Source organism: Bacillus sp. FSL W7-1360 (genome assembly GCF_038592975.1).
Taxonomy (GTDB): domain Bacteria; phylum Bacillota; class Bacilli; order Bacillales; family Bacillaceae_D; genus Shouchella; species Shouchella lonarensis.
Genome location: NZ_CP151950.1, coordinates 1 through 20,972 on the forward strand (window position 1 = coordinate 1; position 20,972 = coordinate 20,972).

The following is a 20,972-nucleotide window of genomic DNA, read 5'->3' on the forward strand; positions in this document are numbered from 1 at the left end:
TGATATGACATTAAAACACATCTTCATTTTAAAATGAAGATGTGTTTTTTATAAGCTACGTTTCCTGTATATAAAACTGATACAAAATTGTTGATTTTTTATGAAAGTCGTAGTATAGTAACAAGCAACCTCTAAAGAGGTCATGACTAACAAAAGGGCGAAGGGGATGTTTTTCATGAGACGACTTTTATGTTCGATCATTCGTGTACCAATGGCCCTTGTGTTAGCGGTACTTTTACTTCCAGCTTTTTTAATAGGTGACGTTCCTGAGTTTACACACGTTATTGACACGCTCTTACCTGGGGATAAAAAGACATCACTATAATAAATGATAAGGCGTGCTGAATTGAGCGCGTCTTATATATTTTTTGAGCGCATGTTCAATGTATTAAAATAGAAAATAGCCTCTATACAGAGACAATGATTGATAAAGAAATGAAAGGTGGTCAAATATGGATGTTATTTTATTAAAGTTAAGTGCAGCTTTATTTTCTGGTTTTTTAATTGGGGTTGACAGGCAGATCAAACATAAACCGCTGGGCCTTAAAACAAGTATGGTAATCTGCATCGCAAGTTGTTTGATTACAATTGTATCAGTAGAAGCTTATTTGCATTTTTCTACGAACGGATCGTCTCAAAATATGGACCCTATGCGTCTTGCAGCGCAAATAGTGAGCGGGGTAGGTTTTTTAGGGGCAGGAGTGATTTTGCGAAGAAGTAACGATGTAATTTCAGGGCTTACAACGGCAGCCATGATTTGGGCAGCATCGGGGATTGGGATTGCCATTGGGGCGAACTTTTATAAAGAAGCCTTCCTGACTGTGGTGTTAATTTTAGTGTCAGTCAACGTCATTCCAGCCTTAATCAAATTGATTGGACCAATGTCGTTAAGTCAGACAGATGTGGCTTTACGGGTAGTCATGGAAAAAGGCGCACTGACAACGCACTTAATTAAGCGATTACATTATCGAGGGAAGACGTGGAAAGAAAGACGCACAAACAGCATGATTGTGCGCGAAGTGAAAATTAAAGACTTAGAAGATGGATGTAAACAATTGGATATCTCTGTATCAATCCCAAGGACAATGTACATTACAAGTGTGTACGATCTTGTAAAAGAAATTGATATGGTACAGAAGGTTTCTGTGGAACAACGTTAGACATGCAGCTTGATTTTTTTCATGTCATCCATGTGCAGCAGATGCCTTGTTTTGATATGGTAAAGATCGGGTGTCTCCATCTCGCGCCAAACGTCGTAGCCATAGTTATTATTAAACGCGTGAAGTATTAGTGTAAGTAAATTTCCGTGCGTCACGAGTAGGGTACAATCTCTTTTTTCTGTCTGTATATCTGTTAAAACGCTCATAGCACGGATTTGTGCTTGTTCAGATGATTCTCCACCAGGATAAGAGAGGGTGAAGTCGTGAAAAGTGGCTTTTAGTTTTTCGCGCCAGTCTTCTATGGGATTACTGGAAAGGCGACGCTCAACTAAACGTCTGTCTTCCTTAACAGCGATGTCCTTTGATTGAGCAACTGGTGCAATGGAGTCAAGTGCACGTCTGTAAGGACTGGCAACGATGCTGTCTATATGAATGTCGCGCAAGGCGTGTTGTAATGCTGCTGCTTGCTTATATCCTTTGTTAGTGAGCGGCGCACTAGCTTCTTGTCCGCTCGCTTGGCAATGCCTTAATAAGTAAATATCCATGAACGAGACCTCCTCGCTAGTCTTTTCTCATTCCCACGGCGGACAGGTAGAAGACAAAAGTCGAATGTAGAGGAAATCGCTCTTCCTGTCTTGGGTGTGTTGATCGTTTTCTTCATAGGGCAAGGCAGTCGCTATGACTTCGGTATTTTGAAAAGTGAAGCACCATTGGTTTCTATCATCAATGGTTTTTGCCGAGTCTCCGGCTAAATACGCAATGGTATGCTCAAATAATGGTGTATCTGCAGTGACAGGGAATTCAAACACATATCCATCTAATCCTTCTGGTGCAGCGCATTTCGTGAATCGGATGAAGGAAGGTAGGCTATGACGAAGGTTGTCAGGGAGAGACGCCTCCGGATCCCATTCATAACTGCCCCATATTTTTGCGTTACATAAAAATTGAGCATAGTGATGTTCCATTGCTTTTAGAAAATGTGTGCGAGATGCTTCCGTTGTAGGGTCATGGGTGATGTTAAATCTGCCTTTGTCTCGTGTTGCGGAGTGGGCAAGGACACGGTCAATGTATCTAAACACATTTAAATCGAAATCATGCGCTAGGAACAGTAATTGCCTATGCAACGTGGCAATTTCATGCCCGAGTCGCATAGGTTTCTCTGAGTGTTTTTTAGGTTTGTCGCCTTCGTAATGGTTAATGATCCGGGCAATTTTACCACTGCGCTGCGCAATAAGAATGAAGCGGTCTTTCATTGGAGAAGGCTGCTGCAAGTTTTGGAGCTCACGTATAGCGACAGGAGCGCCAATGAGTGTATATTCTTCATCTAGATAATTAAGGTATTGATTAGCAATACAAGTAGAAATGATGAAAATGTCGGCAATCTCGGTGCCGATCTCATCTATATTTAATCGATCCTGTAATAGGAGCTCGCCCAATTCACCTACTTCTTCATTCAATCGTGCGAGCGCAGAAATCGATCGCCAGTATCCACCGAGTTTTTTAATGTGGTTGTCAATTTGTTGTTGGTATTGTGCAATGTGTTCATGCTGCATCATAGCCACCTCTATGGAAATTAGTTTAGTTGTTCTTACGAAGTATCACATTTACTTACTGTAATACAGGACTTAGAAATGTGTCAATGGTCATTCTCATCTAAGCAAGAGACGTTGGATAAGCGGTGAGGGGGTATTTTTCTTAGCAGTAGGAAAAGCTTTGACTCTGGCTAAAATAGGGTATATAATGAAAATTGAAGCTAGATGATAGGAGGATTGCTAAACATGTATTCAGTCAGACGTCGTTTCCCAATTTTGAACGCGTAATTTTATACGTTCGAAAGCTCTGCTTTGTGAGTAGAGTAAACGGGATCAGTCTGTCTTTTTAGCAACCTCAAACGGGTAATGATACATGAGATGTGAAGAGAGGTGGTTGTTCTGCCTCTCTTTTTTGTGTTTAGAAAAATGGCTAGCTATAGAAAATGCACACGTATGTTAACGTGCATATTATTTGGCTATCCGTTCTAAGTAACACTCATGTAAAGACTTCAAGAAATAAAGATAAGGCAACGTTCCTTTACTCTTTCTCATAGGCGAGAGCTTGTGACTTTTATTAGAGAAAGGAACGGTTAGCATGACAAGAAAAAGACGAAATACACAACAGGAAAAAGTGAGTCGGGGAGAGCCTCCCAATGATTTAGGACAGCACTTAATGTATGATAAAAAGTTACTACACGATATTGTCAGGCAGGCACGAGTGGGTCCAACAGATATGGTGTTAGAGCTAGGTGCCGGCAAAGGAGCGTTGACAACGATTTTAAGTGAGCAAGCGCACAAAGTATTGGCGGTGGAATATGACCGGAAGTTTGTTGAGGTATTGAGCAGGAAGATGGCTACCGTAGGGAATACAACGATTATTCAAGGAGATATTCGTCGTGTGCGGCTCCCTAAAAGAAAGTTTGTCGTCGTTTCCAATATTCCGTATGCAATTACGACACCGATCATGAAGCTGTTGCTGTCAAATCCGCAAAGTGGCTTCGAACGGGGCGTAATTGTGATGGAAAAAGGGGCCGCGAAACGGTTCACGTCACCGTTTGTAAAAGATCCGTATGTGGTGGCGTGGTGAATGTGGTTTACTATTCGTTTTGTTCGAGCGATATCAAGAGAAAAATTTTCTCCACGTCCGAAAGTTGACTCGGCGCTCGTGTATATTGACCGGAAACAAAAACCACTGGTTGCGTATGCGTATCACAATGCTGTTTTCGGTTTGGTTGAGTATGCATTAAGGCAACCAGACGCACCAATTGATGTCGCGCTTAGCGGGGTGTTTACTAAACCACAGCTTAAACAGCTAAAACGTGCTTTACGGATGGGGGCCGATGACCGTATCGGCACTTTATCCGAAGCACAATGGGGCGTGGTTTTTGCGACAATGGTTCAGTATGTTAAGCGTCCTTTGTGGCCGCGTAGAAGAAAAGAGCGTTTTAAATAAACGTTTGATTAACGCCTCTCCTCTGGGAGGGGCGGCTTTCTTTTAAACAATCCTTGCATTTATGAACTTCTTATGGTATATTTATATTTGTTGGATTGAGTTTGAGCTATATAAAAGCAAAATCAACCATTTACTAACGACGCGGGGTGGAGCAGTCCGGTAGCTCGTCGGGCTCATAACCCGAAGGTCGGTGGTTCAAATCCGCCCCCCGCAATACCAGAAAGACTGAGGCCTATGCTTCAGTCTTTTCTTTATGTGCTTGTTTTGCACAAAAGGTGTGAATGGGGTATGCTATGGACAATGGATGTGACGTCGCAAGGGGGGGAAACGTGTGGAAGATGAATTTGCTTTTATCGACAGTATTACGCCGAAAAAGACTTATCAATCGCGTGTGCGTGTCGGAATTGGTGATGATGCGGCTGTTTATGAGAGTGATAGTCGTTATGAAGAAGTCGTGTGTGTCGATACGATGGTGGAAGGGATTCATTTTCGGAAAGACACGTTAAGCGCACGTCAAATTGGCCGGAAGGCACTTGGGATTAATGTGAGTGATTTGGCAGCGATGGGCGCGCGCCCCCAGTTTTATCTAGTGGCCATTGCAATCCCTACTACATGGTCAGCTGACGAGGTGCGAGAGATTTATAAAGGAATGAATTTGCTTGCCGATCCGCTAGAAATGGATTTAATTGGTGGTGACACCGTCTCGTCTCCATCTTGTTTAATGATCACCGTGACAGCCATTGGGGTTGTAGAAGCGGGACGCGCATTAAAAAGAAGTATGGCACAACCGGGCGATGTCGTGTTCGTAACAGGGCCTGTCGGCGGTTCTGCGGCGGGATTTTCCTTACTGAACGAGCAGACACGACACGGAGTATTTACCGCAGAAGAACAGCACTATATTTTGTGTCATCAAGAAGTGGCACCGCAAGTAGCGCTTGGACGTATATGCGCAAGCTCGGGTGGACGGATCGCGCTGAATGATGTGAGTGACGGGCTAGCCAGTGAGGCGCACGAGCTTGCCGTGGCGAGTGGTGTACAGCTTGTTTTGGATCGAGAGGAAATCGTTGCTCTTTCCCCGCAGTTACACGGAGTAGACGAAGAAACGGGCTTAAAGTGGAGTTTGTACGGCGGAGAAGACTTTCAACTGCTTGGCACGACGTCGAAAGATCAATTGACATCATTGCAGCAACAAGCAAGTGCGATTGGCCGGTCATTTTATCCGGTCGGCTCTGTGCGCGCAGGTGTACCATCTGTTTACATAAAAAAAGAAGAGCAAGAAGTCCTGCTGGCAAAGAAGGGCTTTAATCACTTCAGGCATGGTGACGAAAATGACGAAACAAAGGTTTAAAACAAATACAGTTGCTGAGACGCTTTCGTTAGCGGAGAAATTAGGGACGTTGCTACAAGCGGGTGATGTATTAACGCTTGATGGAGATCTTGGCGCAGGGAAGACTCATTTTACAAAAGGTCTCGCAGCAGGGCTTGGTGTAACGAAAATGGTCACGAGCCCGACATTTACAATTATAAAAGAATACGACGGACGTATACCGCTATATCATATGGATGTATATCGGCTAGAAGGACAAGAAGACGACTTGGGGTTAAGTGACTACTTTTATGGAGACGGTGTGACGGTTGTGGAGTGGGCACATTTGATTGAGGAACAGTTGCCCAAAGAACGGCTTGCGTGCACGATGACAACTGAAGGAGAGACAGTGCGCCTTCTTACGTTTCAAGCGCTCGGTCGTCGTTACGAGAAACGATTGGAGGAGATGGAGAGATGACCAATACCCTTGCTTTAGATACGTCGTCTCACCGTCTCGGTGTGGCAGTAGCAAATGCAGATGGTGTGATCGGTGAGTATATGACCAATTTACGGAAAAACCATGCGCTGCGTTTAATGCCAACAGTTGAATCGTTACTGCAAGAAGTTGAGATGGTACCAAAGGATTTAGCACGTATTGTCGTCGCACGTGGTCCCGGTTCATACACGGGTGTGCGGATGGCAGTGACGGTCGCAAAAACGCTCGCTTGGACATTGGAAATTCCTCTTGTGGGCGTGTCCACGCTCATGTACATGGCGCAAGCAGGGAAATATGTCGCACATGCGGTTGTTGTGCCACTAATTGATGCACGGCGCGGAAATATATATACGGCTGCATACCGGTTTGAAAAAGGACAGACGCACGTCGTGTTACCAGAGATACACATTCATCGCGATGTATGGTTACAGCAATTAAAAGAACGAGGAGAATATTGTCTATTTGTCGGTGAAGATGTGTCTTTACATGAGGAGAAGATTAGGGAAGTGCTTGGTGACAAGGCGTTGTTCACAGCGCCACAACTTGCAAGTGTGAGGCCTGGGGAGTTATGTTTACTTGGCGAACAAGTGCCGCCTGTCGAATCCATCCATGATTTTGTTCCTCAATATTTGCAGTTAGCTGAGGCGGAGGTGAACTGGCAACGTGCAACAGAAAGACGTTTGCAGTGAACCGTCTATACGCATGATGACGTTTGCTGATATTGATCAAGTGTTGGCGGTCGAACGTAGTGCGTTTAAGCGCCCGTGGAAAAGGGAAGCATTTGAGTCTGAATTAAACGTGAAAAATGTGGCCCATTATTTTGTGATGGAAGCGGCGGGGGAGATTATTGGATACTGCGGCGTGTGGAAAGTCATAGACGAGGCACAAATTACAAACATTGCGATTCATAAAAAGGCGCAAGGAAACGCGTACGGAGAGTGGCTATTACGTTTTGTGATGACGTGGTTGCACGGTGTTGGCGCTGAAAAATTGTCGCTAGAAGTGCGTCCGTCTAATTTAGCCGCTTTAGCGCTATATCAAAAACTTGGTTTTAATAAAATCGGAATTCGTAAAAACTATTATGCAGATGATTTGGAAGATGCATGGGTGATGGAGGTGAAAATTGGTGACATTAATTTTAGCGATTGAAACGAGTTGTGATGAAACGGCTGCTGCTGTGATTCGTGATGGAAAGGACATACTATCTAACGTCGTCGCATCGCAAATGGAGAGTCACGCTCGCTTCGGTGGAGTTGTGCCGGAAGTAGCGTCACGTCATCACGTGGAAGTGGTAACGCGCGTCGTTGAAGAAGCGATGGAAAAAGCAAAAGTGACATTCTCTGATTTAACGGCGCTCGCGGTGACAGAAGGGCCGGGCTTGGTCGGTGCGCTTCTTGTTGGCATCCATGCTGCTAAAGCATTAGCATTTGCTCACGATATCCCCCTCATCGGTGTGCATCATATTGCTGGGCATATTTACGCAAACCAATTAGTGGGACCACTTGCGTATCCATTGCTGGCGCTCGTTGTTTCTGGTGGACATACAGAGTTAATATATATGCAAAAAGATGGGCAGTTTGAAACCGTTGGTGAGACGCGTGATGATGCGGTAGGGGAAGCGTATGATAAAGTGGCGCGGGCGTTGTCTCTTCCTTATCCGGGAGGGCCGAATGTTGAAAAGTTGGCGAAGGAAGCAGATACATCGATTCAATTACCACGAGCGTGGCTAGAAGCGGACAGCTATGATTTTAGTTTTAGTGGATTGAAGTCAGCGGTCTTGAATCGCCTCCATAATGATCGACAAAAAGGAATTGAGACAGATTTACCGGCGCTAGCGCGCGGTTTCCAAGAAAGCGTTATTGATGTGTTAACAGTAAAAACAGCCCGAGCAGTAAAAGCTTATGAAGTGAAGCAAGTGGTGTTAGCTGGCGGTGTGGCGGCGAATCATACGTTGCGACAGGCGTTGAAAACCGGATTAGCAGATACAGGAGCAGCATTATCCATTCCGCCGCTGTCGTTATGTACCGATAATGCCGCAATGATTGGCGCGGCAGCTCATAGTATGTGGGTGCAGGGGTGTGCAAGTGACATGGCATTGAATGGCCGGCCGGGGTTATCTTTGCGATCGTTTGGGTAAGTCAACATCCCTGCTTAAGGTAGGGGGATGGAGAAATATTTATTCAAGTTTTACCAAGGAGAGAGGGGTGTGGGAATGATATTTTTAGCGATCTTTATCGTAGTGTTTATTATTGTTTTTGTATTGAAAGGTATTCTTGATGCAATTCTCAATGTCGACGATAAAAGTGTGGGTCATTGGGCTTTAAGTTCTGTAATCGTTGCTGCTGTTGTCACCACGCTCTTTTTTATTTTCCCGTAAGGTGTGTGTCCGTTTTATTATGACTATACGCGAAGGAGAGTTTGATATATTGACAGCGCTTACATTAAGGGTTACGATAAGCTTATACGTCATCCGTTATAGTGAATCACTATCACTGAAAGGACATATACATGTTGTACAAACAATGGGGAGGGATTCTCGTGAAAAAATATTTGATTGAATATTTCAGTCATAAAGACGTTCTTATTATGAATGTGTTATTTATGATTGGATTTATATGGACATGGTTTACATTTAATCAATGGACGACGTGGGTGGCCGTTGTCGCGGGGATGGCAACGTATGCGCTTAGTGAGTATTCGATTCATCGCTTTCTTTTTCATATGAAACCACCCAAAAATTTGACAATGCTTAAGTTGATTAAACGTTTGCATTATGATCATCATGTGACGCCAAATGATTTGAAGCTACTGTTTTTGCCTGTATGGTATAGCTTGCCGCTCATTAGTATTGCGTTTGGGTTTGTGTTGTTGATGACTGGACAATGGCATTTAGCCATCGCTTTCACTACAGGTTTGCTTGGTTACTTACTTTTTTATGAGTGGACGCACTATGTTGCTCATCGTCCGATTGTTCCAAAAACAGCATGGGGACGTTGGATGAAAAAACTCCATTTGTTGCATCACTTTAAAAATGAGAATTATTGGTATGGTGTGACCAATCCATCTTTAGACCTGTTGATGGGGACGTTTGAAGACGAGAAAAACGTCGATAAAAGCAAAACTGCTAAAAACTTGGAACAACGAGAGCGGGAGCCGTCGTGAAATCTAGGAGACGGGAGGGTTCAATGAAACTAGTCAAAGGAATGGTTGCACTTGTATTCCTCGTGTGTCTTAGCTTGGGTGGTTTTCTTGGTTTTATGACGGTGACAAACGAAACGCCGCCAGATATGCTGGCAATTGGAATTGAAAATGGGCAAGAGAAGGTAATGCGTATGGACGACACATTTAAAGTGACAACATTTAACATTGGCTATGCGGGACTAGATCATGACCAAGATTTTTTTATGGATGATGGAAAGGGGTCGCGCGCTAGTAGTGAAGCACAAACGTCTACAAATTTAGCTCGCATGCTTGCTTTTTTACAAGAAGAAGCGGCTGATTTTGTTTTGCTACAAGAGGTAGATATAGAAGCTTCGCGTTCCTTTCATATCAATCAGTATGAATTTTTTAAAGAGGATTTAACTGACTATGCAGCGACGTTCGGTAAAAATTACGATGCCAAATGGGTGCCTGTCCCAGTATTGAACCCGATGGGATATGTGACCTCGGGTTTAGTGACATTTTCAACATACAAGATTGATGACGCAACCCTTTTTCAATTACCTGGAGACGAGCCGTGGCCAAAAAGATTATTTGATTTAGATCGGGCGATTGTGGAACATCAAATACCAGTTGAAAATGGTCAGACGTTGCGGGTAGTAAATTTACATTTGTCAGCTTACGATAGAGGCGCTGAAGTCAGAAAAGAACAACTCGCATTTTTAGAAACATATATGCATGAGTACTACGGGAATGGTGATTATGTTATTTTAGGTGGAGACTGGAATCATTTACTGTCGGAAGCATTGTTGCAGGAGGAAAATATAGGGGAATGGCCAGAGTGGGTGGCAGAGTTGCCAGACGACTTTAATACCGGTGATTTTCAATGGGCTGTCGACGGTGAGGTGATGACGGTGCGAGATTTATCTGCACCATACGTAGAAGGGGAAACGTTCGAGACGGTGATTGACGGGTTTTTAGTGTCACCAAATATAGAAATTGTTCGGGTAGAAGGAACAGATCTAAGGTTTGAACATAGTGACCATAACCCTGTTAGTGTTGAGCTGCGGTTGAGGTAGGGGGCGTTGTGCGATTGTGAAAAAGAATATGCGGAGTTGGAATATGACAGTAATGAAATGCTGCTCTAGAAGCAAGGATACCTTTCATATGCTATAACAGCTCAACACTTTTAGAATGCTGCTAATCCAGTGTACATTTAACGTAACGCCGATAAAATCAAAATAATTAATCTTAAATTATAAACTTTAGGTTACATTTTCTGATGATCATATACACTTGATTGTTGCTATGTTAAAATGAAATTGTTTCTAGGAATTACTATGATAAACCAAATTAAGGAGGAGATTCACATGGCGCAACATATTGATGCAAAACCGGAAGAACTGCGTGGGAGCGCGGACAGGTATATGAAAGCAAGTGAGAATATTGAAAGTGTCATAGGGGATTTGGACACGGAGAAAGGATTTTTACTGGATAGTTGGAAAGGTGCCGCACAAGAGGCATTTGTCTCACAATACGAAGAATTGAGGCCGTCGTTCGTTCAAATGAAGGAATTAGCGGCTCAAATCTCAGAACAGTTGCGACAATCAGCTAATGCCATTGAAGAGAATGATGCAAACATTGCTTCCCGCATCCGCGGTTAAATGAATGAATACTTGATGAGGCGCAGTTTATGTATGTAACTTGCGTCTTATCTTATATTGTAGGTGAAAAACGATGTATATTCAAGTGACAATTGACATGAGAAGATATAATGGAAAACAGTTTGATTTACGTTTATCTGATCAATATACGGCAAAAAAAGTCGTTGACACGGTTTGGAAAATCGAACAACTATCTGTGCCACGACGTGAAGGTAGCTGGTTGCGAATTCAAAATAAAGCACGGACGCTTTCTGGACATGACGTTCTGGCAGAAAGCTACGTGACGAGTGGGGATCGTTTAGAGGTATTATGATCAGGAAGTGAGGGATAAAAAAGTGGAGAAGAGAAAAGCCTTTTATTTAGAAAAACAAACAGGCGCCATATTTGAACGAGACAAAGAAACAAATACATATCTGTTACGATTCCAAGAGTCAGAAGTGAAATTGACGACGCACCTGGAACCTGGCGTTTTAGAAGAATATGACGCAAACATGAAACGAACATGGAAGAAACAGAAACACGAATTGTGTATGGTCATCGCCCCCGAGGAAGGGATGATCCCTTTTCACAGACTAAAAGAAAAAGATAATGCTAGTAAGCTGCTTGTTGCCTACTCTCTCATCCAAGCAGTGAAGCAACATGACAGTGCACGGCTTCATTTGATCATCTCTCCCGAAAATGTATTGGTAGATGCAGGGCTGAGTGTATCGTTTATTTATTACGGTATTCAAGAGAGCTTGCCTCCCTATGTGAAAGATGATGCCAAGCTTTTTGCGGAATTACGTGCAACATTGCTTACTTTGTTAGACGGAGAACACCATTTTAAAGCGTATATGAACAATACAGGTACGCTGAAAATGTCCGAAAAAGCAAAACGCATATTAAATGAAGAAACGATTTCAGGCTTACATACATTAATTGTACGTTGGACGAAAGAACATGAAGCGCGTGAGAAACAGTATCATAAAATGCCAATGAGAAAGTGGCTTGTGCGAAAATGGACACTCGTGGGCACGATTGCAGCACTTGTTCCATTGATCTTTTTCACGGTGTACACCTTTGCTTTTGTACAGCCCCGGCAAGAAGCATTCACCGCAAGTCACACGGCTTACTTGAATCAAAATTATAGTGAAGTGATTGATGTGCTTGAACCGTACAAAACGGGTGTAATGCCAAAAGTCGTGAAGTATCAATTGGCACAATCTTACGTTGCGGTCGAGAGTCTGAAAGATGAACAGCGGGAAAACTTGCGAAATATCCTTGTGCTCCAAGCGCTAGAAGATTATTTTGAGTACTGGATTGCGATTGGTCGCGGTGAGAATGAAGAGGCGCTTGACATTGCCCGTGGTTTAGAAGACCCAGAGTGGCTCGTTTATGCGAATGTCAAGTTGCGCGAACAAATTCGTAACGATAAACAGTTATCCGGCAAAGAACGTGAAGAAAAGTTAAAAGAAGTTGATGCGGAGCTTGCCCAATACCAGAAAACGCTGGAAGAAATGAAAGAAGCAGAGACCATCCCAGCATCTGGAGAGGGCGCGTCCACTGTGGAAGAAGAACCGGAAGCTGAAGAAGAAGCACCAACAGAGAAACATAAGGAAGAAAAAGAAGATAATCAGGAAGACGACAAAGGCAAAGAGGACGGGGGGTGATGAGTAATGCCGTCTCAAGGAAACAATGTTAATCCGCAAGTATGGATGTTTTATGATCAAACCTATCAGGTCACCCAGCTTGATGACCGCCATGTCTCAATAGGAGATGCCCTTACTTCAGATGTGTTTATTTCAATCTTAAAAAATACAGTTGTACATGTTCAAATAGACGATACGCGAGATCAGTGTTTGCTTACAGATGCGTTAGGGATGAAACAAATACTACAGCCGAATGAACGCTATGCGTATACCACGCCGCAAGGAACTGTAACATTCATATTTACAAATAAAGTATTTGACGAGAAAACCTACTACATCGGTAAGAGGAAAACACTCACGATTTCTCAAGGCGCATCAAAACAAGCCGAGATTGTTCTTCCAACCATTGCTCAAGAGAGTACAGAAATATGTACGCTCCTACAGACACGAGCGAATGGCTGGATCGTTCACCCATCAACGACATCTGTTTTATATGTGAACGGCCATCAAGTAACCGAACCAACAAAAGTATTAGACGGCGACACGTTATGGGTTAATTTTTACACTTTCACCATTGAAGAAACAGACATGCTTATGATCAAAGCGCATCATGAATATGAAACGAACTTGCCTGAAACAGCACATCCGACGTCAGAGACAAAGGTTCATTACCCGATTTACCGTCGTACCCCACGGATGATTTATGAAGAACCAGATGATCGTGTGAAATTTTCATTTCCAAGTCAGGAGGTTGAAGACAACCGCACACCGCTCTGGATGTTGATTTTACCTCCATTTGTGATGTTGCTTGCAATGATAGGGGTGATGTTGTTTATTCCTAGAGGGCTTTATATCATCATTACGATGACGATGCTGCTTGCGACGATTACAATGTCGATTACACGCCACTTCCGTGATAAGCGTATTGCAAAAGAAAAGGAAGAAAAACGACAACGTGTATATAACCGCTACTTAAATGAAAAAAGAGAAGAGCTTCATGAGTTGTCGGAAAAGCAACGTCATGCGCTGAACTACCACTTTCCTCCATTTGAAGAAGTTAAATATATGACCAAACACATTTATGCGCGTATTTGGGAGAAGACGCCTCAAGACGAAGACTTTATGCATGTCAGTGTTGGGCGGGCAGATGTGCATGTCAGTTTTCAATTGTCCGAACCAGGTGGGGATTTAGCGAACCGTGACCGCGACCATCTGCTGGAGGAATCAGATAAATTATATAAAGCCTATGAAACAGTGAAAGATGTTCCGCTTCGCTTAAACCTATCGCGTGGCGCAATTGGTTATGTGGGCTACCCACACATTGTGCAACAAGAAGTATCGCAATTGATTGGGCAACTTGCTTTTGCGCACAGTTACCACGATTTACGGTTTGTGGCGATCTTTCATGAAAATGATTATGAAAATTGGGCCTGGATGAAGTGGCTTCCACATTTTCAATTGATTGGTATGCATGCAAGAGGCATGATTTACAATGATCAAACACGTGATCAATTGTTAGGCTCATTATATGAAGTATTACGTGAGCGCGATTTACAACAAGAATCAAGAGACCAAAACAAGCGCAAACGGTTTACTCCACACGTGATGTTTCTCGTCGCAGATCGGTCACTTGTGAGCGAACACGCCATCATGGAGTACTTAGAAGGTCCAGACAAAGCAATTGACGCTTCTGTTTTATTTATGACAAAAGTAGAGGAAAACTTATCTGAATATGTGCATACGGTGGTGAAAGCGATCAATGAGCGAGAAGGAGAAATTGTTTTACAGGAACGGAAAGCGGCACATCAACGATTCCAATTTGAACCGCACGATGAAGCGACAAATGAAGCCTTTGCCCGCAAGTTATTCTCCCTTGACCACAAACTCGGCATGATCCGTTCAATTCCCGATAAAGTGTCGTTTATGGATTTATTTGACGCAAAAGAAGCACGTGAGCTGCACATTGATGCGCGTTGGCAACAAAATAACAGCGCAGCTTCGCTATCCGTTCCGGTCGGCTATAAAACGAAGGACGATATTTTAGAATTAAATGTGCATGAACGCGCGCATGGCCCGCACGGCTTGCTTGCAGGAACAACAGGTTCTGGTAAATCCGAGTTTCTACAAACGTATATCTTATCATTAGCAGTAAACTACCATCCACATGAAGTCGCCTTTCTTTTAATTGACTATAAAGGTGGGGGCATGGCACAGCCATTTAAAGACATTCCGCATCTTTTAGGTGTCATTACGAACATCGCCGATAGTCCGAACTTTACGCAACGTGCGCTTTTGTCAATTAAGTCAGAGCTAAAAAAGCGCCAACGTTTATTTGACCAGTTTTCCGTCAGTCATATTAACGACTATATGGCACTTTATAAAGAACGACAGGCACTGGAGCCGATGCCGCACTTATTTCTCATCAGTGACGAATTTGCGGAACTCAAACAAGAAGAACCTGATTTTATAAAAGAACTTGTGTCAGCGGCACGGATTGGACGAAGCCTTGGGGTGCATCTTTTACTAGCGACCCAAAAGCCGGCTGGTGTAGTCGACAAACAAATTTGGAGTAATTCCCGCTTCAAAGTGGCGTTAAAAGTACAAGATGAGGCAGATTCAAAAGAAATCCTCAAAAATGCCGATGCGGCTAACATCACAGAAACAGGACGCGGCTACTTGCAAATCGGCAACAACGAGCAATACGACTTGTTTCAAGCCGCTTGGTCAGGTGCGCCGTACATGCAAGACATTGTCGAAGAAGAAAATGACGTGGCCCGCGTCCATGACTTGGGTTTAGAAATGATTTCAGATACACAAACGGATCAAAAGAAAAAGAAACACGAAAAAGGTATCACCGAGATTGAAGCAGTCACACATGAAATTGTCGCAACAACAGAAAAGATGGGCATTCAGCGAGCCCCGAGCCCGTGGCTTGATCCTCTTGAAGAGCGTATTGTCCAGCCGGTGTGGGAGCGCGACGATAAAACAATTAAGATTCCACTGGCGCTCGCAGACGACCCAGAAGCACAAGCGCAGTACCCGGTGTACTATGAATGGATGAAAGACACAAACGTCGCGGTATTTGGTTCTGGTGGCTACGGAAAATCGACGACGCTCGTGACGTTACTATTGTCACTTGCAAAAGTGGTCGGTCCTGATGCGCTCCACTACTATATCTTTGACTTCGGAAATGGGGCCCTTCTGCCATTAAAGCAACTCGCTCATACGGGAGACTACACGAAAATGGATGACGACGCGAAAATCGAAAAGATGATGGACTTCATCCAAGAGGAAATTGAAGCAAGACGTGAGCTATTTTCCAAAGAAGAAGTAAGCAATATCCGCATGTACAACGAGGTGGCAGAAGCACCGTTGCCAGTCATGTATGTGGTGATTGACGGATATGAGCTTGTAAAAGAAGAATTTGAACCGCTCGACGCGAGATACATTCAAATTGCCCGTGATGGCCAATCTTACGGCGTATTCATGATGATCACCTCATCGCAAATTACCAACGTGGTGCGCGCACCGCTCCGTAACAATATGCCGATGAAGATTTGTCACTACATGATTGGTCAGTCAGAAATAGAAACCGTGCTCGGCAGAACGAAACTCGCGATTGAACCGATTCCGGGACGTTGTATTATTGCAAGAAAAACAAGTGATTTTGCACAAATGTATCTCCCTGTTTCAGGTGACAGCGAATCTGAAGTACTGGAGCACTTAAAGAAAGCCATTAAAACAGTAAACAGCCAGTATAAACAAGCATCGCGACCAAAAGGGATGGCGATGTTGCCGCCGGTACTAACACTTTCAGCCTTCAAGCAAGACTGGGCGCAGCGTCAAGGCGATCACGTGCCAATTGGTTTAGATGAAATCACGGTACAGCCCGTTTATACGAAGTTTGATACACACCCTTCTTGCCTTGTGATCGGTACTCCTGGTTCAGGGAAGACAAACGTCTTAAAAGTGCTCATCTCATCTTATCTCCAAGGAGAAGTGGAAGAGGTAGTGTTGTGCGACGGACCAAGCTATGCCTTAACGAAGTTTATTCAAGATGACCGTTTGCGCACGATTGATACGGAAGAAGAGACACTTGCGTGGTTGGATGATTTGACAGAAACAATGGAAGCTCGCAGCAAGTTATATAAAGCGGCACTAAGCAATCAGGAGCCATCACCAATCTTTAAACCAATCATCCTTGTGATCGACAACTTGGCGAAGATCAGTCAAAATATCACCGGCGATGCCGATCCATACGGGAACTCGGCTACAACACGCAAGTTAAGCGATGCAGTCAAAAACGGCGCAAACCTAGGCTTAAAGGTGATTGCGGCAGGCAATACCGGCGAATTCTCCGCGGGGAACGAATTCGGAACAGAGCTAAGAAAAGTCCGTCAAGGCATCTTACTTGTGAAAGCAGGAGACCAGACCGTACTTAAAAACTTACAAGGCGGAAAAGAAGCGCTCAAAGTCGGTATGGGTTACTATGCGCTAGACGGTGTGACGACGAAAATCAAAATTCCCGATAGTGCAGTGGAAACACCAGCAATGACAACCGTTTAAAGAGACGCAATCATTCTCCTGTATGATCATAATGTGATGCAGGAGAATGACTTGAAATGAACGAAGAGGAGGAGGGACGGCGGTGTATCAAACAGCGATTAACATGAAAAAAAGCCAAATACGAGGATATAAAAATACAAAAAGTCGCCTTGAAGGCGAAGAGGAGCGACTACAAAAAGCAAAGGACGAATTAGAGACGCAAAAAGCTACGTTCGATGACAACAGTTCGCTCACCAGGGACCCGTCTATCACACGGGAAGAGTGGGCAGGGACAGAGGCGGATAAACAAAAAGATCACCGCAGTGACATAAGAGAGCAGTACAATTCATGTGGTGACAAGATTGACCGTGTGATCGGCTGGGTGCAAGAAGCCTTAACAAACAAACGACAAGGAATTAGGGAGTATACAAACGCTATTGGATTTGCAGAAAGACAACTAAGTGTGTTGGAAGGGCAACAGCGGAGGTGGAAGGCAGCGCTATCAAGCAGTGATTAGTGTGAGAGAGAAGTATGGCGGCTTCTAGGAGAAAACGCGGTGATGACGAGGGAGCAGAAAAAAGATCAACTCTTTGGCGTTGTTCCAGATACAGTTGAATCTATTCTCTCCTATTTACATAATGGATATATAGCTTATTATGAAACTAAGAGAGAGGTGGGATATGTTTGTTTTGGAAAAAGTGGTGGAAAACAATTGTTGTGATTGTAGGAATCATTGCATTAACAGTAGGAGGGATTGTGTTGGCAAATAACATGAGTAAAACAGGTGACATTGCATTGGATGATGATTTCACGAGCAAATTCATTGATCGAAGTGTGGAGGTGGATGACGGGTTTCATTTCTTTGAATCTCAGAATGGGCACTATACGATGTGGTTTCCGTCGGGGTATTATTTAAAGAAAGAGGGACCGATGTATGTTAGTAAGGATCATTATGAGTCTTTATCGTTTTATGAGGAGAAAGCGAGGGAAAATAAGTTAGAAAGCGGTGAATTTGTGGGTCGTATACAGACACGATACAGTGGCGGAGATGTTACTCAAGGTATTATTGATATAGACTTGAAGATTTTGCTAGATGATCTTAGTTACAACGGTGAGCATGAGAAAATGGAAACGGAAGACACTATCATCTATTACGGTTCTTCTAACTATGGATTAAAGGACAAACGGGCGTTTATTACTAATCCAAAGGAAAGCTATGCTAATAGGTATTTCGCTCTAGTCCAAAATAAGGAAGGTGATCAGTTGGTTACTGTTGATTATAAATTACATTGTCGAGACGAAGATGAATCAGTATGTGGCAATAACAGCGAACAGGAATCAATCTTCTTCGACACATTTATCCGCAACATCAAATTTCGCTAAAGGGGATGGGAAAGATGGCGCTTTCAGAAGAGGTTCGCAATGAGCTTGTTGAGCTACAGTATGAGGATAAGAAAAAAGGTCATACATTTGATGAAACATCGGTTGAAGCGATCTTAAAAAAACATAATGTGACCGGTGTGAAAGCCAAAGATATTACAATCTATAAAAGCGACGGTAAAAACATTGATAAAAAAGTCGGCGACAAGACGGGATTCGATGGCGCAGCAATTCATATTTACAATGCAGAATCCGGAAGGAATGAGGTTTATTATATCACCCGTGGCACGGAGCTTGATAAACCGCATGACATTCTCTATGATCTGTATGGTGTCGCAGGTGGTGTAGCAGATGATCAAATTGTAGATGCAGTGAAATTTTATGAACAGGTAGAGGGAAAGATTGAGACCAAAGTTTCAAGTGAAGATGCTGGCGACATGAAGCGTTATGGTGATGGTCACTCACTAGGAGGACATCTCATTGCGACGTTGGCATTACTAACAAAGAGTTTTACAGATGTTCGTGGTTTAAATGCGGCACCGGTTCATTTGAAGCAGTTAGCCAAATTGGATGCAGAGTTTCAGGACCATATTACACGTGTAACTGGCAAAGAAGATTTCGACTCCCTCTCCGAAAAAGAGCTCAAAGCTCTAGCCGAGGACTATTACAAAGCCGAGATCGGCCACATCAAACACCTTCGTGTCAAAGGTGAACCATTGTATGCGCAAAAGATTCCTTACGCGCACTTTTTTGGGGATATTCAATATCTTGGTAACTTGGACACGCCTCACTTTCCAAACCTGTTTGAAACGTATGCCGAAGACATGTTTGGTATCAGTCCGTATGTCTACCGTGAATTTATAGGAGCGGTCTTAGAGATGATTCGTGGAACAGGTCGCGCGCACTCGGTGGATGACATTGCAAATAGTCTTACAGTCTTCCACATAGCGGAGTTAGTGAGGAGATTTGGTCCTGTGGCGGTGGTGATGGCAAACAACAAAACTGTGCAGCGCCATGTCTATGACATTATGCAGCAATTTGACCAAATGGACAATCACCAGATCGAAGTCCTAATCTATGAATTTGCATGGAATCAGATGATGGAAGTGTTAAACGATCCTACACGTAGAAGCGAAGCAATGGTGTATCTGGCAAGTATTGGAGCGATCCTGGGGAAAGATGGCGTTGCGCGTTTTTATCGCCAATTGAAAATGATGCTCGGTTTGGGTGGGGCTGGTAAACACTTGCTTGTCTCCGTCAATACGCTAGAAGGATTATATGAGCTTCAGACAGCCGCAGAGATGATGGCGGATTCAGTAATGACCAACGTGGGAGACGATGTGGTGGTGACAAAGGCTACCTTTATGAGTAGGTCGCTTGCAATGGTTGATGAAGGAGAGCGAAAGACTACGACATGGATGGAGAAGACGTTAGAGAATGTAGCTAGGCATCGGCAGTTCATCATTCAGTATTGGGAGAAAGACGATGAGATCGCAGGAAATATGGGCTAGATTTGGGGGATATAAATGAAAGTAATCGACTTTACGGAAGCGAACAGCTTTTTAAAACAAGTGGTGAAAAAGTATGCAGAGAGAAAGGATCCAATCGTTGCATTTGAAAAAGCAGTAGCGAAGTTAAAGAGTTTAGAAGGAGTCTTAGAAGGTGAAGGCGCAGATGCATTAAAAGAGCATTATCAAGACCAACAAATGCCTGTCATTAACAAGTATAAAGAATTTCGTAGTCAAACGATGATTGTGTTTGGAAGTATTCGAGGTACTTTAAATGAGATGGAAGACGAGAACGCACTATGGAGGGAATCATTTATGTCAGACAAGGTTCCTAGTGGATTGAATGCGTTTGAAGAGGCGGCGGAAGAGAACTTATCAGAAATCAATGCGACGATTGCTTCTGTGGACGATTTAGTAAGCATTAATCCCATTCAGACAGATAGCTTGTTTGAGGCAACTGAAACGGCACGAACCCATTCTCAAGAGACAGCAGAAGCTTTGGTTGAATTTGATGATCATAGCACAGAGAAAATTGAGCCACTAGAGGAATTGTCGTCGGAATGGTCGAATACTGTGGCGAAGATTGGCTAAGGGGGTGCTTTTAAATGGACAATATGGATGACTTTTCAACGCATTTTCGGCAAAAAGGAGAAAAACAGAAAGGGGCGCTTTCAAGTAAGCGTTTTTGGGGATTATTTGCGTCCTGGACATCCCTTGGAATTGGGTTATGTGTCATCATAGGTATGATCTTTTTTGCGATCATATCGGTGATTACGTTAGAGTTTCTGCGTGGAGAAAAAGGCTTATTTGCAGGGATTGCTTCCTCACTTTCATCGGTAGCAGTTCCTTGTGTATTGATTACTGGCGCAGTGGGAATCGTAGGCATTATGGCTATCAAACTATATAGGAATGCTTCTCCAGTGTTATTTCTTGGTAGTGCTGCAGTGCTTGTAATAACAATGTTTATATATCTAACTATTGGAGCCGGTGGAACTGTACTGATACTATTAGCACCTATTTTGTTATATGTGATTGCTGGCATGGTATCCTTGGGTATGTGGTAGCAATAGTTGCTGGAGAACGTTGAAAATTGAAAATCTGTTTGCTTTAATTTTACTTTTAACCTCAAAAGATAGAGTCG

22 protein-coding genes, 1 tRNA gene and 1 pseudogene are annotated in these 20,972 nt (G+C 43.4%); 22 read left to right on the forward strand and 2 right to left on the reverse strand.

Annotated features, from left to right (window positions below; all coding sequences use genetic code 11):
* Nucleotides 1-175 precede the first annotated feature (175 nt).
* Together NSQ26_RS00005 and NSQ26_RS00010 are read left to right on the forward strand one after the other, a co-directional pair.
* Nucleotides 176-325 (forward strand): hypothetical protein, encoded by a 150-nt coding sequence (locus NSQ26_RS00005; RefSeq protein WP_176763830.1) that lies wholly within the window; start codon nt 176-178, stop codon nt 323-325.
* Between the two features lie 127 nt (nt 326-452).
* The gene (locus NSQ26_RS00010; protein WP_090775370.1) at nt 453-1,160 is read left to right on the forward strand and encodes an MgtC/SapB family protein; all 708 of its coding nucleotides are present in this window, start codon (nt 453-455) and stop codon (nt 1,158-1,160) included.
* Here NSQ26_RS00010 and NSQ26_RS00015 read toward each other — a convergent pair.
* A complete protein-coding gene (locus NSQ26_RS00015; protein ID WP_499718691.1) occupies nt 1,157-1,705 on the reverse strand; it encodes a histidine phosphatase family protein in 549 nt (182 codons plus the stop codon). The two genes, NSQ26_RS00010 and NSQ26_RS00015, sit on opposite strands and share 4 nt — an antisense overlap.
* A gap of 27 nt (nt 1,706-1,732) precedes the next feature.
* Entirely contained in the window at nt 1,733-2,713 is a 981-nt protein-coding gene (locus tag NSQ26_RS00020) for a nucleoside triphosphate pyrophosphohydrolase family protein (RefSeq protein ID WP_499718692.1), read from the reverse strand.
* A 574-nt stretch (nt 2,714-3,287) separates the two neighbouring features.
* Between NSQ26_RS00020 and erm the strand changes: the two are divergent.
* The 20 genes and pseudogenes from erm to NSQ26_RS00120 all read left to right on the forward strand — a co-directional run bounded on the left by erm (nt 3,288) and on the right by NSQ26_RS00120 (nt 20,895).
* Nucleotides 3,288-4,145, forward strand: a pseudogene (gene erm, locus NSQ26_RS00025) (23S ribosomal RNA methyltransferase Erm).
* 140 nt (nt 4,146-4,285) lie between these two features.
* Nucleotides 4,286-4,359: transfer RNA gene (locus tag NSQ26_RS00030), tRNA-Met, on the forward strand.
* Between the two features lie 117 nt (nt 4,360-4,476).
* Entirely contained in the window at nt 4,477-5,493 is a 1,017-nt protein-coding gene (thiL, locus tag NSQ26_RS00035; RefSeq protein WP_499718693.1) for a thiamine-phosphate kinase, read from the forward strand.
* The gene (tsaE, locus tag NSQ26_RS00040) at nt 5,474-5,929 is read left to right on the forward strand and encodes a tRNA (adenosine(37)-N6)-threonylcarbamoyltransferase complex ATPase subunit type 1 TsaE (protein WP_090775365.1); all 456 of its coding nucleotides are present in this window, start codon (nt 5,474-5,476) and stop codon (nt 5,927-5,929) included. The genes thiL and tsaE overlap by 20 nt, the downstream gene beginning before the upstream one ends.
* Nucleotides 5,926-6,636, forward strand: a complete 711-nt coding sequence (gene tsaB / locus NSQ26_RS00045) for a tRNA (adenosine(37)-N6)-threonylcarbamoyltransferase complex dimerization subunit type 1 TsaB (RefSeq protein WP_499718694.1) — start codon at nt 5,926-5,928, stop codon at nt 6,634-6,636. The genes tsaE and tsaB overlap by 4 nt, the downstream gene beginning before the upstream one ends.
* Nucleotides 6,611-7,096, forward strand: coding sequence for a ribosomal protein S18-alanine N-acetyltransferase (gene rimI, locus NSQ26_RS00050; protein WP_499718695.1), 486 nt, complete (start codon nt 6,611-6,613; stop codon nt 7,094-7,096). The genes tsaB and rimI overlap by 26 nt, the downstream gene beginning before the upstream one ends.
* A complete protein-coding gene (tsaD, locus tag NSQ26_RS00055) occupies nt 7,074-8,084 on the forward strand; it encodes a tRNA (adenosine(37)-N6)-threonylcarbamoyltransferase complex transferase subunit TsaD (RefSeq protein ID WP_499718696.1) in 1,011 nt (336 codons plus the stop codon). Before rimI ends, tsaD begins: the two co-directional genes overlap by 23 nt.
* A gap of 27 nt (nt 8,085-8,111) precedes the next feature.
* Nucleotides 8,112-8,324 (forward strand): hypothetical protein, encoded by a 213-nt coding sequence (locus tag NSQ26_RS00060; RefSeq protein WP_499718697.1) that lies wholly within the window; start codon nt 8,112-8,114, stop codon nt 8,322-8,324.
* Nucleotides 8,325-8,455: 131 nt separating this feature from the next.
* On the forward strand, nt 8,456-9,109 hold the full coding sequence (locus tag NSQ26_RS00065; RefSeq protein ID WP_499718698.1) for a sterol desaturase family protein: 654 nt from the start codon (nt 8,456-8,458) through the stop codon (nt 9,107-9,109).
* Between the two features lie 23 nt (nt 9,110-9,132).
* Nucleotides 9,133-10,185 (forward strand): endonuclease/exonuclease/phosphatase family protein, encoded by a 1,053-nt coding sequence (locus NSQ26_RS00070; RefSeq protein WP_499718699.1) that lies wholly within the window; start codon nt 9,133-9,135, stop codon nt 10,183-10,185.
* 291 nt (nt 10,186-10,476) lie between these two features.
* Nucleotides 10,477-10,770, forward strand: coding sequence for a WXG100 family type VII secretion target (locus NSQ26_RS00075; protein WP_499718700.1), 294 nt, complete (start codon nt 10,477-10,479; stop codon nt 10,768-10,770).
* A 73-nt stretch (nt 10,771-10,843) separates the two neighbouring features.
* Entirely contained in the window at nt 10,844-11,083 is a 240-nt protein-coding gene (gene yukD, locus NSQ26_RS00080) for an ESX secretion system protein YukD (RefSeq protein WP_090775359.1), read from the forward strand.
* Between the two features lie 22 nt (nt 11,084-11,105).
* Nucleotides 11,106-12,419: a type VII secretion protein EssB gene (essB, locus tag NSQ26_RS00085; RefSeq protein WP_499718701.1), complete on the forward strand. Its 1,314-nt coding sequence runs from the start codon at nt 11,106-11,108 to the stop codon at nt 12,417-12,419.
* 6 nt (nt 12,420-12,425) lie between these two features.
* Nucleotides 12,426-16,964 carry a type VII secretion protein EssC gene (essC, locus tag NSQ26_RS00090; protein ID WP_499718702.1) on the forward strand — a complete coding sequence of 1,513 codons (4,539 nt, stop codon included), beginning with the start codon at nt 12,426-12,428 and terminating at the stop codon, nt 16,962-16,964.
* An 82-nt stretch (nt 16,965-17,046) separates the two neighbouring features.
* Nucleotides 17,047-17,460 carry a YwqH-like family protein gene (locus NSQ26_RS00095; RefSeq protein WP_499718703.1) on the forward strand — a complete coding sequence of 138 codons (414 nt, stop codon included), beginning with the start codon at nt 17,047-17,049 and terminating at the stop codon, nt 17,458-17,460.
* A 39-nt stretch (nt 17,461-17,499) separates the two neighbouring features.
* Nucleotides 17,500-17,664 carry a hypothetical protein gene (locus NSQ26_RS00100; protein ID WP_176763827.1) on the forward strand — a complete coding sequence of 55 codons (165 nt, stop codon included), beginning with the start codon at nt 17,500-17,502 and terminating at the stop codon, nt 17,662-17,664.
* Entirely contained in the window at nt 17,628-18,326 is a 699-nt protein-coding gene (locus NSQ26_RS00105) for a YvcA-related protein (protein ID WP_499718704.1), read from the forward strand. Before NSQ26_RS00100 ends, NSQ26_RS00105 begins: the two co-directional genes overlap by 37 nt.
* 14 nt (nt 18,327-18,340) lie before the next feature.
* Nucleotides 18,341-19,834: a DUF6792 domain-containing protein gene (locus NSQ26_RS00110; protein WP_499718705.1), complete on the forward strand. Its 1,494-nt coding sequence runs from the start codon at nt 18,341-18,343 to the stop codon at nt 19,832-19,834.
* 15 nt (nt 19,835-19,849) lie between these two features.
* Nucleotides 19,850-20,422, forward strand: a complete 573-nt coding sequence (locus tag NSQ26_RS00115; RefSeq protein WP_499718706.1) for a T7SS effector LXG polymorphic toxin — start codon at nt 19,850-19,852, stop codon at nt 20,420-20,422.
* A gap of 14 nt (nt 20,423-20,436) precedes the next feature.
* Nucleotides 20,437-20,895 (forward strand): hypothetical protein, encoded by a 459-nt coding sequence (locus tag NSQ26_RS00120; protein ID WP_090775344.1) that lies wholly within the window; start codon nt 20,437-20,439, stop codon nt 20,893-20,895.
* Nucleotides 20,896-20,972: the final 77 nt, after the last annotated feature.